The organism is Variovorax paradoxus, from assembly GCF_024734665.1.
Classification (GTDB): Bacteria; Pseudomonadota; Gammaproteobacteria; order Burkholderiales; family Burkholderiaceae_C; genus Variovorax.
The window spans coordinates 173,437-187,940 of the sequence record NZ_CP102931.1; the positions used below are offsets into that span (position 1 = coordinate 173,437).

Annotated in this window: 17 protein-coding genes; all 17 read left to right on the plus strand. The window is 63.2% G+C overall.

Going from position 1 to position 14,504, the window contains the following annotated elements:
* The first annotated feature begins 268 nt into the window (after positions 1-268).
* The 17 genes from NWF24_RS00760 (at position 269) to rpsS (ending at position 14,504) form a co-directional block, all read left to right on the plus strand.
* Positions 269-697: a CopD family protein gene (locus NWF24_RS00760; protein ID WP_056522085.1), complete on the plus strand. Its 429-nt coding sequence runs from the start codon at positions 269-271 to the stop codon at positions 695-697.
* A gap of 14 nt (positions 698-711) precedes the next feature.
* Entirely contained in the window at positions 712-1,893 is a 1,182-nt protein-coding gene (locus NWF24_RS00765; RefSeq protein ID WP_258352512.1) for a VanZ family protein, read from the plus strand.
* Positions 1,893-2,246 (plus strand): (2Fe-2S) ferredoxin domain-containing protein, encoded by a 354-nt coding sequence (locus NWF24_RS00770; RefSeq protein WP_258352513.1) that lies wholly within the window; start codon positions 1,893-1,895, stop codon positions 2,244-2,246. The genes NWF24_RS00765 and NWF24_RS00770 overlap by 1 nt, the downstream gene beginning before the upstream one ends.
* Before the next feature lie 36 nt (positions 2,247-2,282).
* Positions 2,283-2,915 (plus strand): alpha/beta hydrolase, encoded by a 633-nt coding sequence (locus NWF24_RS00775; RefSeq protein WP_258352515.1) that lies wholly within the window; start codon positions 2,283-2,285, stop codon positions 2,913-2,915.
* A gap of 40 nt (positions 2,916-2,955) precedes the next feature.
* Complete coding sequence (locus NWF24_RS00780; protein ID WP_258352516.1) at positions 2,956-4,125, plus strand: D-alanyl-D-alanine carboxypeptidase family protein; 1,170 nt, start codon at positions 2,956-2,958, stop codon at positions 4,123-4,125.
* A gap of 204 nt (positions 4,126-4,329) precedes the next feature.
* The gene (gene rpsL, locus NWF24_RS00785; protein WP_013543948.1) at positions 4,330-4,707 is read left to right on the plus strand and encodes a 30S ribosomal protein S12; all 378 of its coding nucleotides are present in this window, start codon (positions 4,330-4,332) and stop codon (positions 4,705-4,707) included.
* Positions 4,708-4,857: 150 nt separating this feature from the next.
* Complete coding sequence (gene rpsG / locus NWF24_RS00790; RefSeq protein WP_013543947.1) at positions 4,858-5,331, plus strand: 30S ribosomal protein S7; 474 nt, start codon at positions 4,858-4,860, stop codon at positions 5,329-5,331.
* Positions 5,332-5,427: 96 nt separating this feature from the next.
* Complete coding sequence (gene fusA / locus NWF24_RS00795; RefSeq protein WP_258352518.1) at positions 5,428-7,527, plus strand: elongation factor G; 2,100 nt, start codon at positions 5,428-5,430, stop codon at positions 7,525-7,527.
* A gap of 119 nt (positions 7,528-7,646) precedes the next feature.
* A complete protein-coding gene (gene tuf, locus NWF24_RS00800; RefSeq protein WP_093060175.1) occupies positions 7,647-8,840 on the plus strand; it encodes an elongation factor Tu in 1,194 nt (397 codons plus the stop codon).
* 21 nt (positions 8,841-8,861) lie between these two features.
* Positions 8,862-9,176: a 30S ribosomal protein S10 gene (rpsJ, locus tag NWF24_RS00805; RefSeq protein WP_007838118.1), complete on the plus strand. Its 315-nt coding sequence runs from the start codon at positions 8,862-8,864 to the stop codon at positions 9,174-9,176.
* 393 nt (positions 9,177-9,569) lie between these two features.
* The gene (locus tag NWF24_RS00810; protein WP_258352519.1) at positions 9,570-10,952 is read left to right on the plus strand and encodes a hypothetical protein; all 1,383 of its coding nucleotides are present in this window, start codon (positions 9,570-9,572) and stop codon (positions 10,950-10,952) included.
* A 17-nt stretch (positions 10,953-10,969) separates the two neighbouring features.
* Positions 10,970-11,518, plus strand: coding sequence for a hypothetical protein (locus NWF24_RS00815; protein WP_258352520.1), 549 nt, complete (start codon positions 10,970-10,972; stop codon positions 11,516-11,518).
* Positions 11,519-11,755: 237 nt separating this feature from the next.
* Positions 11,756-12,436, plus strand: a complete 681-nt coding sequence (rplC, locus tag NWF24_RS00820) for a 50S ribosomal protein L3 (RefSeq protein ID WP_093057774.1) — start codon at positions 11,756-11,758, stop codon at positions 12,434-12,436.
* On the plus strand, positions 12,436-13,056 hold the full coding sequence (rplD, locus tag NWF24_RS00825; protein ID WP_019657681.1) for a 50S ribosomal protein L4: 621 nt from the start codon (positions 12,436-12,438) through the stop codon (positions 13,054-13,056). The genes rplC and rplD overlap by 1 nt, the downstream gene beginning before the upstream one ends.
* Positions 13,053-13,388, plus strand: coding sequence for a 50S ribosomal protein L23 (gene rplW, locus NWF24_RS00830; protein ID WP_093057773.1), 336 nt, complete (start codon positions 13,053-13,055; stop codon positions 13,386-13,388). The genes rplD and rplW overlap by 4 nt, the downstream gene beginning before the upstream one ends.
* A 2-nt stretch (positions 13,389-13,390) precedes the next feature.
* Positions 13,391-14,215: a 50S ribosomal protein L2 gene (gene rplB / locus NWF24_RS00835; RefSeq protein WP_093057772.1), complete on the plus strand. Its 825-nt coding sequence runs from the start codon at positions 13,391-13,393 to the stop codon at positions 14,213-14,215.
* Positions 14,216-14,225: 10 nt separating this feature from the next.
* Positions 14,226-14,504 carry a 30S ribosomal protein S19 gene (rpsS, locus tag NWF24_RS00840; protein ID WP_007838132.1) on the plus strand — a complete coding sequence of 93 codons (279 nt, stop codon included), beginning with the start codon at positions 14,226-14,228 and terminating at the stop codon, positions 14,502-14,504.

Consider the following 14,504-nt stretch of genomic DNA (forward strand, 5'->3'; position numbering starts at 1 on the left):
GAAATTCGTAGAACCAAGGTACTCAAATTTTTGCTTCAAATGTCAAAGAAAGTGCCTCAGTCGCTTGAAACCTTGTTTCGTCTTTGTTAAATTCTGAAGCGGGCGGCTTGCCGCTCCCCGCTTTTCCTCCCTGAGCGGGTGCCTTGATGTGTGACAGCAAAAGGGCTTCCCAGCCCGACGTGAAGACGTCGGGCTTTTTTTTGCCCGTCGTACGGGGGCATCGCCGCAAAAGAGAGGTCTGCAAGAGGGGCGCCCCTAAACTGCCGCCATGCTCTGGGTCAAATCTCTTCACATCGTCTTCATTGCAAGCTGGTTCGCGGGGTTGTTCTACCTGCCCCGGATCTTCGTCAATCTGGCGATGGTGCCGCCCGAGTCGGTGGCCGAGCGGGAGCGGCTGCTGTTGATGGCGCGCAAGCTCATGCGATTCACGACTTTCCTGGCGGTTCCCGCGCTCGGCTTCGGCCTGTGGCTCTGGCTGGGCTACGGCATCGGGCGCGGCCCGGGTAATGGGTGGATGCACGCCAAGCTGGCGCTGGTGCTGGTGGCCATCGGCTACCACCACGGCTGCGGCGTGCTGCTGCGCCGCTTCGTGGCGGGCGAGAACCGGCGCAACGACCGCTGGTTCCGCTGGTTCAACGAGCTGCCGGTGCTGCTGCTGCTGGGCATCGTGATCCTGGTGGTCGTCAAGCCGTTCTGAGCCCGGTGCACACGGTGGAGAGGCCGCACAAGTCCGCCGCGCTCCCCCTGGCGCTCGCATACGCGGCGCTGATCGTCTACGCCAGTCTGTATCCGTTCGCCGACTGGCGCGACCAGGGGATCGCGCCGTGGGCCTATCTGTGGGCGCCCTGGCCCAAGTACTGGACGGGCTTCGACTTCGCCGTCAACGTGGTGGGCTACGTGCCCTTCGGCTTCCTGTGCGCCCTGGCGGTGTTGCGCACGCGCCGGGCCACCAGCGTCTGGCACGCAGTACTGCGCGCCACCGTGGCGGGGGCGGCGATCTCGTTCGCCATGGAGACGCTGCAGAGCTACCTGCCCGCGCGCATTCCTTCCAACGTAGACCTGGGGTTCAACACGACAGGCGCCGTCCTCGGCGCTGTGCTGGCGGCCGGACTGGAACGGCTGGGAGCGGTTGCGCACTGGAGCCGCGCGCGTTCGCAGTGGTTTACCGAGGACTCGCGCGGCGCGCTGGTGCTGCTCGCGCTGTGGCCTTTTGCGCTGCTGTTCCCGGCGGCCGTCACCTTCGGGCTGGGGCAGGTGTTCGAGCGGCTCGAAGTGGCGATCTCCGAGTGGCTGCTCGACACACCCTTCATCGATTGGCTGCCGCTGCGGCAGTTCGAGCTCGAGCCGCTGGTGCCGGCGGTGGAACTGCTGTGCGTGATGCTCGGCGCGCTGGTGCCGTGCCTGCTGGGCTATCTGGTGGCGCGCTCCGTGGTCCAGCGCGCGGTGCTGCTGCCGCTGACGCTGCTGGCCGGCATCGCGGCCTCGGCGCTGTCGGCGGCATTGAGCTATGGGCCCGAGCACGCATGGGCGTGGCTGGGCCTGCCTGTGCAGGTCGGCATGGCCGCGGCGTTCTTTGCTGGCGTGCTGTTGCTGTTCGCGCCGCGCCGCTTGTGTGCGGCGCTGCTGCTGGTGGGGCTCGTGCTGCAGCTGAGCCTGCTGAACCAGGCGCCCGAGAGCGCGTACTTCGCGCAGACGCTGGCCACCTGGGAGCAGGGGCGCTTCATCCGCTTCCACGGGCTGGCGCAGTGGCTGGGCTGGACCTGGCCCTTCGCGGTACTGGCATACGTGGTGGTCACCCTGTCGCGCCGGGGGGGCGGCCCAACGCCGTCGCGACGGTCTGAACGTTTGAAGGTATCGACACGAGGCCAAGGGGCGGTCACTAAAATCTGCTGATGCCCAGCTCCTCCCCCGCCGCGCCGTCCGGCTATTACGGCCGCCACATCTTCTTTTGCCTCAACGAGCGCAAGAACGGCGAAGACTCCTGCTCCAAGCACAACGCACAGGAGGGCTTCGACCGCTGCAAGGCGAAGGTCAAGGAAGAAGGGCTATCCGGGCCCGGCAAGGTGCGCGTCAACAAGGCCGGCTGCCTCGACCGCTGCGCGGGTGGGCCGGTGGCTGTGGTGTACCCCGAGGCCGTCTGGTACACCTTCGTTGACGGCGATGACATCGACGAGATCGTCGAGTCGCACCTGAAGAACGGCCAGGTCGTCGAGCGGCTGCTGCTGCCTCCCGATGTCGGACGCTGAACTTTTCCGCCGACCCTCCGCTCGTACCTTGCGCCAATGAATTCCCAGACCGAAAAGATCAGCCTCCAGGGCGCCGCCGGCGCAATCGAGGTTCAACGCGACCAGCCTGCCGGCACCCCGCGCGGCATCGCGGTAATCGCCCATCCGCATCCGCTGTTCGGCGGCACGATGGACAACAAGGTGGTGCAGACGCTGGCGCGCGCATTCGTCGCCAGCGGGTGGACCACGGTGCGCTTCAACTTCCGCGGCGTGGGCGCCAGTGAAGGCGTTCACGACGAAGGGCGCGGCGAGCTGGAAGACATGCTCAATGTCGTCGGCCAGCTCGCGCCCGAGGGGCCGCTGGCGATTGCCGGATTTTCATTCGGCGCGTTCGTTGCGACCGGTGCCGCCGCAAAGCTCTGGACCGAACGCGACATCCGCCAGATCGTGCTGGTGGGCACGGCCGCCGCGCGCAACACCGTGGCCACGCTGCCGGCCGAGGCGCACGAGCGCATGCTGGTGGTTCATGGCGAAGCCGACGACACCGTGGCGCTGTCCGCCGTGATGGACTGGGCGCGGCCGCAGTCACTTCCTGTCACAGTCGTCCCCGGGGGCGGCCACTTCTTTCACGGACAATTGCCGCTGCTCAAAAGTCTCGTGGTCCGCCATCTGCGCGCGGACGTCGCATGAAAGCCTCGCAGGCTTGTTTTCGTCTCTTTCCAAACTCCCCATGAATCGTTTTCTTGGCGCGCTCCGCGCGCTGGTCTTTACCGCCGTCGCATCCGTCAGCCTGATTGCCGCCGCCCAGGTGCCGGCACCGCCTGAAATTGCCGCGCGCAGCTACCTGCTGCTCGACGTGACCGCGAACCAGATCCTGGCCCAGAAGGACATCGACAGCCCGGTCGAGCCGGCTTCGCTCACCAAGCTGATGTCCGCTTACCTGGTGTTCGATGCGCTGCGCGCCAAGAAGATCACGCTGACCCAGACGCTGCCGGTCAGCCCGCGCGCCTGGAAAATGCCCGGTTCGCGCATGTTCATCGACCCCAAGATGCAGGTGCCGGTGGAAGACCTGATCAAGGGCCTGATCGTGCAGTCGGGCAACGACGCCACGGTGGCGCTGGCCGAGGGTGTTGGCGGCACGGTGGAGCACTTCGTCGAGATGATGAATGCCCAGGCCAAGGCGCTGGGCATGAAGAACACGAGCTACAAGAACCCCGAAGGCCTGACGGCGCCCGGCCACACCACCACGGCCCGCGACCTGAGCATCCTGGCGACCCGCCTGGTGCGCGACTTCCCCGAGGAAGCCAAGTACTACGCAATCAAGAAGTACCGCTACCCGGGCACCCCGTCGACCAACGACACCAACCGCAATCTGCTGCTGTTCCGCGACCCGACCGTCGACGGCCTGAAGACCGGGCATACCGAGGCGGCCGGCTACTGCATGATCGCCACCGCCAAGCGCGATTTCCCCAACCTGACCGGCGGCCGCCGCCTGCTGTCGATCGTGCTGGGAACCACGGGCGAGACCGTGCGAGCCAACGAGTCGCAGAAGCTGCTGAACTGGGGTTACACGGCCTACGACGCCGTTCGCCTGTTCGACGCCGGCCAGCCAGCCGCTACCCCGGCCGTCTGGAAGGGCAAGGCGAACACGCTGAAACTGGGCCGTCCGGAGGCGATCGTGGTCGCGGTGCCGGCCGGCACCGCCAGCAAGATCAAGACCCAGGTGTCGCGCCCCGATCCGCTGGTGGCGCCGTTCACCAAGTACCAGGCCGTCGGCTCGCTCAAGGTCACCCTGGACGACCAGCCGGTCGCCGACGTGCCCCTGGTCGCCCTGGAAGCCGTCGAGCAGGCAGGGATATTCGGCCGCGCCTGGGATGCCGTGCGGCTCTGGATCAAGTAAGTCGGAGGAGTGACAAGGTCGCCAGCGGTCTTCCGCTGCCGCTGACCTTGCCGTTTCAGACTCGTTTGCTATACTCGTGGGCTTTTCGGAAATTTCCGAAGGGTTTCACGTTTTCGTTATTCCCGGCTTCCTTGCCTTGCGTCACGTCAAGGACCAAGGGCGGTTTTGCAACCAGGGCCGGGTTGTTTTGGGACTAATTCATTCATGCCAACCATCAATCAACTGGTGCGTCAGGGTCGAACGGTCGAAAAGATCAATTCGAAGAGCCCTGCCATGCAGAACTCGCCGCAACGTCGCGGTGTCTGCACCCGCGTCTACACCACGACGCCCAAGAAGCCCAACTCGGCGCTTCGTAAAGTTGCCAAGGTCCGTCTGACCAATGGCTTCGAAGTCATCTCCTACATCGGCGGCGAAGGCCACAACCTGCAGGAACACAGCGTCGTGCTGGTTCGCGGCGGTCGTGTCAAGGACTTGCCCGGTGTGCGTTACCACATCGTGCGCGGTTCGCTCGACTTGCAAGGCGTGAAAGACCGCAAGCAGTCGCGTTCCAAGTACGGCGCGAAGCGTCCCAAGAAGGCTTAAGCCTTCCTGTCGTCAAAAAACAAACGGTGTTCGGTTGCCTTGGCGGGCACATCGAACGAAGTGACCCACTGTCGGGTCGAGTAAGTGAGAGTCCTGACTGGCTCTCGCGGTGCCGGAAGCGGTGCCAACTGAAGCAAAGAGGTTAGAAAAATGCCACGTCGTCGCGAAGTCCCCAAACGTGAAATCCTGCCGGATCCCAAGTACGGCAATGTCGAGCTGTCCAAATTCATGAACGTGATCATGGAAGGCGGCAAGAAGGCGATCGCCGAGCGCATCATTTACGGTGCTCTCGACTTCATCGAAAAGAAGAACCCGGACAAGGATCCTCTCGAAGCATTCACCGTTGCCATCAACAACGTGAAGCCGATGGTCGAAGTGAAGTCGCGCCGCGTTGGCGGTGCGAACTATCAAGTGCCGGTCGAAGTCCGTCCTGTCCGTCGCCTCGCCCTGTCGATGCGCTGGATCAAGGAAGCTGCCCGCAAGCGCGGTGAAAAGTCGATGGCCCTGCGTCTGGCCAACGAACTGATGGAAGCCACGGAAGGCCGTGGCGGCGCCATGAAGAAGCGCGACGAAGTGCACCGCATGGCAGAAGCCAACCGGGCGTTCAGCCACTTCCGCTTCTAAAAATCAAACTTCGCTTGGGCGTTGGGTGCTGAGTGTCGGGCGTTGTGCCCGTGCTCGGGGCCCAGCGCTCAACGCATTTCAACCCGAAAGTAAATCATGTCCCGCAAGACCCCCATCGAGCGCTACCGCAACATCGGCATCTCCGCGCACATCGACGCTGGCAAGACCACGACGACCGAACGTATCCTGTTCTACACCGGTGTGAACCACAAGATCGGTGAAGTGCACGACGGCGCCGCCACGATGGACTGGATGGAGCAAGAGCAAGAGCGTGGCATCACGATCACGTCCGCTGCCACCACCTGCTTCTGGAAGGGCATGGCCGGCAAGTTCGACGAACACCGCATCAACATCATCGACACCCCTGGCCACGTGGACTTCACCATTGAAGTCGAGCGCTCGATGCGCGTGCTGGACGGCGCTGTCATGGTGTACGACGCCGTCGGCGGCGTGCAGCCCCAGTCGGAAACCGTCTGGCGCCAGGCCAACAAGTACAAGGTGCCCCGTCTCGCGTTCGTCAACAAGATGGACCGCACCGGCGCCGACTTCCTGCGCGTGCGCCAGATGATGGTGGACCGCCTGAAGGCCAACCCCGTCGTGATCCAGATCCCGATCGGTGCCGAAGAGCACTTCCAGGGCATCGTCGACCTCGTGAAGATGAAGGCGATCATCTGGGACGAAGACAAGGGCGTGACGTTCCAGTACGGCGAGATTCCCGCCAACCTGACCGACGTCTGCAACGAATACCGCGAAAAGCTCGTCGAAGCGGCTGCCGAAGCCAGCGAAGAGCTGATGAACAAGTACCTCGAAGGCGGCGAGCTGAGCGAGGAAGAAATCAAGAAGGCCATTCGCCAGCGCACCATCGCCGGCGAAATCCAGCCGATGCTGTGCGGCTCGGCCTTCAAGAACAAGGGCGTGCAAGCCATGCTCGACGCCGTCGTCGAATACATGCCCGCGCCGACCGACATTCCCCCGGTCAACGGCCTGGACGAAGACGAGGCGCCTGTCATCCGCAAGGCTGACGACAACGAGAAGTTCTCGGCCCTGGCATTCAAGCTGATGACCGACCCGTTCGTGGGCCAGTTGACCTTCGTGCGCGTCTACTCCGGCGTGCTGACCAAGGGCGACAGCGTCTACAACCCGGTTCGCGGCAAGAAGGAACGTATCGGCCGTATCGTGCAGATGCACGCCAACAACCGCGAAGAAGTCAACGAAATCCGCGCCGGCGACATCGCTGCCTGCGTGGGCCTGAAGGAAGTCACCACGGGCGAAACCCTGTGCGACCCGACGGCGATCGTGACGCTCGAGCGCATGGTGTTCCCGGAATCGGTGATCTCGCAGGCCGTCGAGCCGAAGACCAAGGCCGACCAGGAAAAGATGGGCATCGCCCTGCAACGCCTGGCTCAGGAAGACCCCTCGTTCCGCGTCAAGACCGACGAAGAATCGGGCCAGACCATCATCGCCGGCATGGGCGAGCTCCACCTTGAAATCATCGTGGACCGCATGAAGCGCGAATTCGGCGTGGAAGCCAACGTGGGCAAGCCGCAAGTGGCTTACCGCGAAACGATCCGCAAGACCGTCGAAGACGCCGAAGGCAAGTTCGTTCGCCAGTCGGGCGGCAAGGGCCAGTACGGTCACGTCATCCTGAAGCTCGAGCCGCAAGAGGCTGGCAAGGGCTTCGAATTCGTCGACGCCATCAAGGGCGGTGTGGTTCCTCGCGAATACATTCCCGCGGTGGAAAAGGGCGTTGTGGAAGCGCTGACGCAAGGCGTGCTGGCGGGCTACCCCGTCGTGGACGTCAAGGTCACGCTGCACTTCGGCTCGTACCACGACGTGGACTCGAACGAAATGGCGTTCAAGATGGCCGCAATCTTCGGCTTCAAGGAAGGCGCCCGCAAGGCCAGCCCCGTGATCCTCGAGCCGATGATGGCCGTGGAAGTCGAAACGCCTGAAGACTACGCCGGCAACGTGATGGGCGACCTGTCGTCCCGCCGCGGCATGGTGCAGGGCATGGACGACATGGTCGGTGGCGGCAAGGCCATCAAGGCTGAAGTGCCGCTGTCGGAAATGTTCGGCTACTCGACCACGCTGCGCTCGATGTCGCAAGGCCGCGCGACGTACACGATGGAGTTCAAGCACTACGCTGAAGCCCCCCGTAACGTCGCCGAAGCCATCGTGGCCGCTCGCGCCAAGTAAGTATTCAATTTCGAATCTGTCTGCGACCGTGTGCCCCTCGCTGCCCGTGGCGAGGGAACCAGCAATGCGGTGCAGACATAAAACCCAATCACGGGCACTGCTCTTTCAAGGATTGAAAAATGGCAAAAGGTAAATTCACCCGCACCAAGCCGCACGTGAACGTGGGCACGATCGGTCACGTTGACCACGGCAAGACGACGCTGACGGCTGCGATCGCAACGGTTCTGTCGGCCAAGTTCGGCGGCGAAGCCAAGGCCTACGACCAGATCGACGCTGCGCCTGAAGAAAAGGCCCGCGGCATCACGATCAACACCGCGCACGTCGAGTACGAAACGGCCAATCGCCACTACGCACACGTCGACTGCCCCGGCCACGCCGACTACGTGAAGAACATGATCACCGGCGCCGCTCAAATGGACGGCGCCATTTTGGTGTGCTCGGCCGCTGACGGCCCGATGCCCCAGACCCGTGAACACATCCTGCTGGCTCGCCAGGTGGGCGTGGGCTACATCATCGTGTTCCTGAACAAGTGCGACATGGTCGACGACAAGGAACTGCTTGAACTGGTCGAAATGGAAGTTCGCGAACTCCTCGACAAGTACGAGTTCCCCGGCGACGACACCCCGATCATCCACGGCTCGGCCAAGCTCGCCCTGGAAGGCGACAAGGGCGAACTGGGTGAAGGCGCCATCATGAAGCTGGCCGAAGCCCTGGACACGTACATCCCGACGCCCGAGCGCGCCGTGGACGGCACGTTCCTGATGCCCGTGGAAGACGTGTTCTCGATCTCGGGTCGCGGCACCGTGGTGACCGGCGCTGTCGAGCGCGGCGTGATCAAGGTTGGTGAAGAAATCGAAATCGTGGGCATCCGCCCGACGGTCAAGACCACCTGCACCGGCGTGGAAATGTTCCGCAAGCTGCTGGACCAGGGTCAGGCTGGCGACAACGTCGGCGTGCTGCTGCGCGGCACGAAGCGCGAAGAAGTCGAGCGCGGCCAAGTGCTGTGCAAGCCCGGCTCGATCAAGCCGCACACGCACTTCACCGCCGAGGTGTACGTTCTGTCGAAGGACGAAGGCGGCCGTCACACGCCGTTCTTCAACAACTACCGTCCGCAGTTCTACTTCCGCACGACGGACGTGACCGGCGCGATCGAGCTGCCCAAGGACAAGGAAATGGTCATGCCTGGCGACAACGTCAGCATCACCGTCAAGCTGATCAACCCGATCGCGATGGAAGAAGGCCTGCGCTTCGCCATCCGTGAAGGCGGCCGTACCGTGGGTTCGGGCGTCGTGGCCAAGATCCTCGATATCTAAGCCGGACGCAAAGGAATCACCATGGCTACCAAGCAAAAAATCCGCATCCGCCTGAAGGCATTCGACTACAAGCTGATCGACCAGTCGGCAGCCGAAATCGTCGACACCGCCAAGCGCACCGGCGCGATCGTCAAGGGCCCCGTGCCCCTGCCGACCCGCATGAAGCGTTTCGACATCCTGCGTTCGCCGCACGTCAACAAGACGTCGCGCGACCAGCTGGAAATCCGCACGCACCAGCGCCTGATGGACATCGTCGACCCGACCGACAAGACCGTGGACGCGCTGATGAAGCTCGACCTGCCGGCCGGCGTGGACGTCGAGATCAAGCTGCAGTAATCCGTTCGACCTCGCGTCGCGGTTATTTGTGAAGCCCGCCTGCAGAAATGCAGGCGGGCTTTGTGCTTTATGTCACGCAGATGTGGCATCCTCGCCGGACGACAGCCTCCCTCCATCGAGGCGTCGGACAGCTGAAACGAGGGCAGCACAGCTATGAGACAAAGTATCTCTTTTGCGTCGGGTTTGATGGCTTGCATTGCGGCGGTGTTGTTGACCGCATGTGGCGGCGGTGGGGGAGGTGGCGGTGGTGGCATTCCCCTGTTGCCTGTGGCCTCGTCGACAACGGGAAATGGCGATGGTGGTTCTTCTCTGCCGGTATTCCCGGCGGGGACGGTGGCTGTACTGAGCGGGACTGCCAGTTATGAGTCGGTGCCAAATCCCAGCGGCCGCTTGGTGTATGCCGACACCGCTATCAAGCCAGTGCGCAGGGCTTATGTCGAAGTGCTCGATGCCACCAGTGGCACCCAGTTGGCCATCACCTCCACTGACGACAACGGCGCTTATTCGGCGAGTGTTCCGATGAACACGAGTGTCATCGTCCGGGTGCGTGCCCAGCTCCTCCGCACCGGTGTGCTTCCGAGTTGGGACGTCACCGTGCGCGACAACACCCAGTCGAGCGCGATCTACTCCATGCAGTCGTCGGTGTTCTCCACCGGCGTCGCGGCGCTCACGCGTGACCTGCGCGCTGGCAGCGGGTGGGGCGGGTCGAGCTACACCAGCCAGCGCGTGTCCGGGCCATTCGCTGTGATGGACACGATCTACACCGCGATGCAGAAGGTGCTGTCGGTGGCTCCGGCGACGGCGTTTCCGTCGCTGAAGGTGTTCTGGAGTGTCAACAACACGAACTCCGGCGGCAGCATCGCGCTGGGCCAGATCGGCACTACGTTCTTCATCGGCAGGAGTTCGGGTGCCGAGATCTACGTGCTTGGCAAGGAAGATGTGGACACCGACGAATTCGACGCGCCGGTGATCGCGCACGAATGGGGCCACTATTACCAGGCCTCCTTCAGCCGCGACGATTCGCCGGGCGGCGCGCATTCCACGAGCGAACTCATCGACCGCCGGCTCGCCTTCTCCGAAGGATGGGGTAACGGCTGGTCGGGCATCGCGCTGGGTCGTAGCAACTATGTCGATTCGGGTGGACCCGGCCAGGCCCAGGGCGGCAGCCTCGATCTCACGCAGGGGCCGGCGACCAACCGAGGGTGGTTCCGTGAATCCTCGATCCAGTCGATCTTCTGGAACCTGAACCAGCAGGTCGGTTTCAAGCCGATCCACGACACGATGACGGGGGCGCCGTTCAGGAGCGGCGCGCCGGTCACCTCAATCCATCCGTTCGCCGTGGCATTCAACGCGACAGCGCAGGGCAGTGCATCCACGCTGGCCTCGCTGCTCGCAGGGCAGAGCATCACGGTCAATGATGCCTACGGCGCGGGGGAGGGCAATGATGGCGGCGTGTCGATCGCGCTGCCGATGTACAAGCAGGCGGTGGTCGGTACGGCCACTTCGGCCTGTGTGACGAACGCTGCGGATCCTCAGCGTGACGGAAACAAGCTCGGAAGCTTCGCGTACCTGCGTTTCACGGCGCCCGCCAACCGTGGCTACCAGTTCACGATCTCCCCACCGGGGGGCGCTAATCCCAACTACGCAATCTATCGAGGTGGCGTGGTGAGCCGAAATACCAGTTCGGTCAACCTGTCGGCTGGCGACTATGTGCTGGTTGTCAACGATCTCAACAACTCCGCCGCCAGCACCTGCTTCGGCGTGATCATTCAGTAGCAGCGAGGAAGGCCGCCATGAACCTCCGTTCCAACTCGACGATTGCCGCCATGGCATGCCTGGCGCTAGCTGCCGCGTCGGCGCCAGTCTTCGCAGATGGCGTGCCGGCGCCCCGCACCGCAAAGCACTCCGCTTCGTCCCGCAATGCTGCGCCCATGACGGTCGCGGCGCGCAAGCCCAACGATTCAGGCGTCGTGATCCAGTTCAGGGTGGAGGGTACGGCCCAGGTCGGCCGGCCGGTTTCTGTCGTTCTGCAGTTCGACGGCGTGAGCGATCCGGCAGGTGCCACCGCACGCCTGACGACCGATGCCGGCCTGACCCTGACCACAAGCAGCAGCCTGGCCCTTCCCGCCGGCCAGCGTACGACCGCCACCGCCACGGTGACGAGCGACCGCGAAGGTCTCGCCTATCTGAACGTCTTTGTTACGCAGAACGGCGCCATGAGCATCGTCGCCATCCCCGTGCAGACCGGCTCGGCCGCCCCGGCCATGAAGGCTGCAGGCGAGATGAAGTCGTCCGCGGAAGGCGAAAAAATCATCTCGCTGCCGGCCAAAGAGCCGAAATAAGCCGCGAAAGACCCCGGAAACGGGGCTTCGGCGCCCTCAAAACGGCCACAACTGCAGTGCTTGCGCGGAGCCCGCATCGCGGGCTATAATCGCTGGCTCTGCCCTTGCTGCGTCCGCATGGGTGTCGTTCTGGCAGAGATTTATCAACCTTCTTGCGCTGTTCGGGGAAGCCCGGCAAACGCTGTCGCCAATTGAAGTGGCAGCGGCGTAGGGAGTTTCCATTTTTGGAGAAAACAAATGAGTCTGAGCAACTCCCTCGGGTTGCTGGGCCGCAAGGTGGGGATGATGCGTCTCTTCACCGATGACGGGGACGCAGTTCCTGTCACGGTGGTGGATGTGTCCAACAACCGTGTGACCCAGATCAAGTCCCAAGAGACCGATGGCTACGTCGCCCTGCAGGTGACGTTCGGTTCGCGCAAAGCATCGCGCGTGACCAAGCCCGAAGCCGGCCACCTCGCCAAGGCGGGTGTCGAAGCAGGCGAAATCATCCAGGAATTCCGCGTTACCGCCGATACCGCTGGTCAGCACAAGGCTGGCGGCGTGATCGCAGTGACGAGCGTCTTCTCCGTGGGCCAGAAGGTGGACGTGCAAGGCACTTCCATCGGCAAGGGCTACGCTGGCACGATCAAGCGTCACAACATGAGCTCGCAACGCGCGTCGCACGGTAACAGCCGTTCGCACAACGTTCCCGGCTCGATCGGTATGGCACAAGACCCCGGTCGCGTGTTCCCCGGCAAGCGCATGACGGGCCACCTCGGCGACGTCACCCGCACGACGCAAAACCTCGACGTGTTCCGCATCGACGAAGCACGTCAACTGCTGCTCATCAAGGGCGCGATTCCGGGTTCGAAGGGTGGCTTCGTCACCGTGCGTCCCGCCGTCAAGGCCAAGCCGCAAGCGGCCCAAGGAGCGAAGTAATGGAACTCGAACTCCTGAACGAACAAGGCCAGGCCGCGTCGAAGTACGACGCCCCCGAGACCGTGTTCGGCCGTGACTACAACGAAGACCTGGTTCACCAGATCGTCGTTGCATTCCAGGCCAACGCACGCCAAGGCACGCGCGCCCAGAAGGACCGCGAACAGGTCAAGCACTCGACCAAGAAGCCTTTCAAGCAAAAGGGAACGGGCCGCGCCCGTGCCGGTATGACGTCCTCGCCGCTGTGGCGCGGGGGTGGCCGGATTTTCCCGAACATGCCTGACGAAAACTTCTCGCAGAAGATCAACAAGAAGATGTATCGCGCCGGCATGGCGTCCATCTTCTCGCAGCTGGCTCGCGAAGGCCGTCTGGCCGTGGTCGATTCGATCAAGGTCGACTCGCCCAAGACCAAGCCGCTGGCAGCCCGTTTCAAGGCGATGAATCTCGAGTCCGTGCTCGTGATCGCCGAAGAAGTCGACGAAAACCTGTACCTTGCCTCGCGCAATCTGGTCAACGTTCTCGTGGTCGAACCCCGCTACGCCGATCCGGTGTCGCTGGTTCACTACAAGAAGGTGCTGGTCACCAAGGGTGCCGTCGACAAGCTCAAGGAGATGTTCGCATGAGCCGCGTGAACCCTACCGCCGCTGAACGTACGTTCGAAGAAGGCCGCCTGATGGCGGTGCTGGTCGCCCCGATCGTGTCCGAAAAGGCCACGATGGTCGGCGAGAAGTCGAACGCTGTCACTTTCAAGGTGCTGCAAGACGCCACCAAGCCCGAGATCAAGGCCGCTGTCGAACTGATGTTCAAGGTCGAAGTCCAGGGCGTGTCGGTGCTCAACACCAAGGGCAAGACCAAGCGCTTTGGCAAGTCCATCGGCCGCCGCGACAACGTTCGCAAGGCCTATGTGACGCTGAAGGCCGGTCAAGAGCTCAACCTCGTCGGGGAAGGCGCTTAATCATGGCCGTCATCAAGATGAAACCCACTTCGCCGGGCCAACGCGGCGCGGTGAAGATCTCGCGTGACCACCTGTTCAAGGGTGCTCCTCACGCGGCCCTGCTGGAACCCCAGTTCCAGAAGGCCGGCCGTAACAACAACGGTCACATCACGATCCGTCACCGTGGCGGTGGTTCCAAGCACCACTACCGTGTTGTCGACTTCGTGCGCAACAAGGACGGCATCCCGGCCAAGGTCGAACGCATCGAGTACGACCCGAACCGCACCGCCCACATCGCTCTGGTCTGCTACGCCGACGGCGAGCGCCGCTACATCATCGCTCCGCGCGGTCTTGAAGCTGGTGCAACGCTGCTGTCGGGCGCCGAAGCCCCGATCCGCGCCGGCAACACCCTGCCGATCCGCAACATCCCGGTCGGCTCGACGATCCACTGCATCGAACTGCAACCCGGCAAGGGCGCGCAGATCGCACGTTCGGCCGGTACGTCGGCTACGCTGCTGGCCCGTGAAGGCGTTTACGCTCAGGTCCGCATGCGTTCGGGCGAAGTCCGCCGCATTCACATCGAATGCCGCGCGACCATCGGCGAAGTGGCCAACGAAGAGCACAGCCTGCGCCAACTCGGCAAGGCAGGCGCCAAGCGCTGGAAGGGCATTCGCCCGACCGTTCGCGGCGTCGTGATGAACCCGGTCGACCACCCGCACGGTGGCGGCGAAGGCAAGACTGGCGAAGGCCGCCATCCTGTCGACCCATGGGGCAATCTGACCAAGGGCTATCGCACCCGTAACAACAAGCGCACGCAGGTCTTCATCGTGTCGCGTCGCAAGAAGTAAGGGATAGCCAATGACTCGCTCTCTCAAAAAGGGTCCTTTCGTCGACCACCACCTCGTGGCCAAGGCCGACAAGGCCGTGACGACCAAGGACAAGAAGCCGATCAAGACCTGGTCGCGCCGCTCGATGGTCCTGCCCGAATTCATCGGTCTGACCATCGCTGTGCACAACGGCAAGCAACACGTGCCCGTGTACATCACCGACCAGATGGTCGGCCACAAGCTCGGCGAATTTGCGCTCACGCGCACGTTCAAGGGGCACCCCGCGGACAAAAAAGTCCAGAAGAAGTAA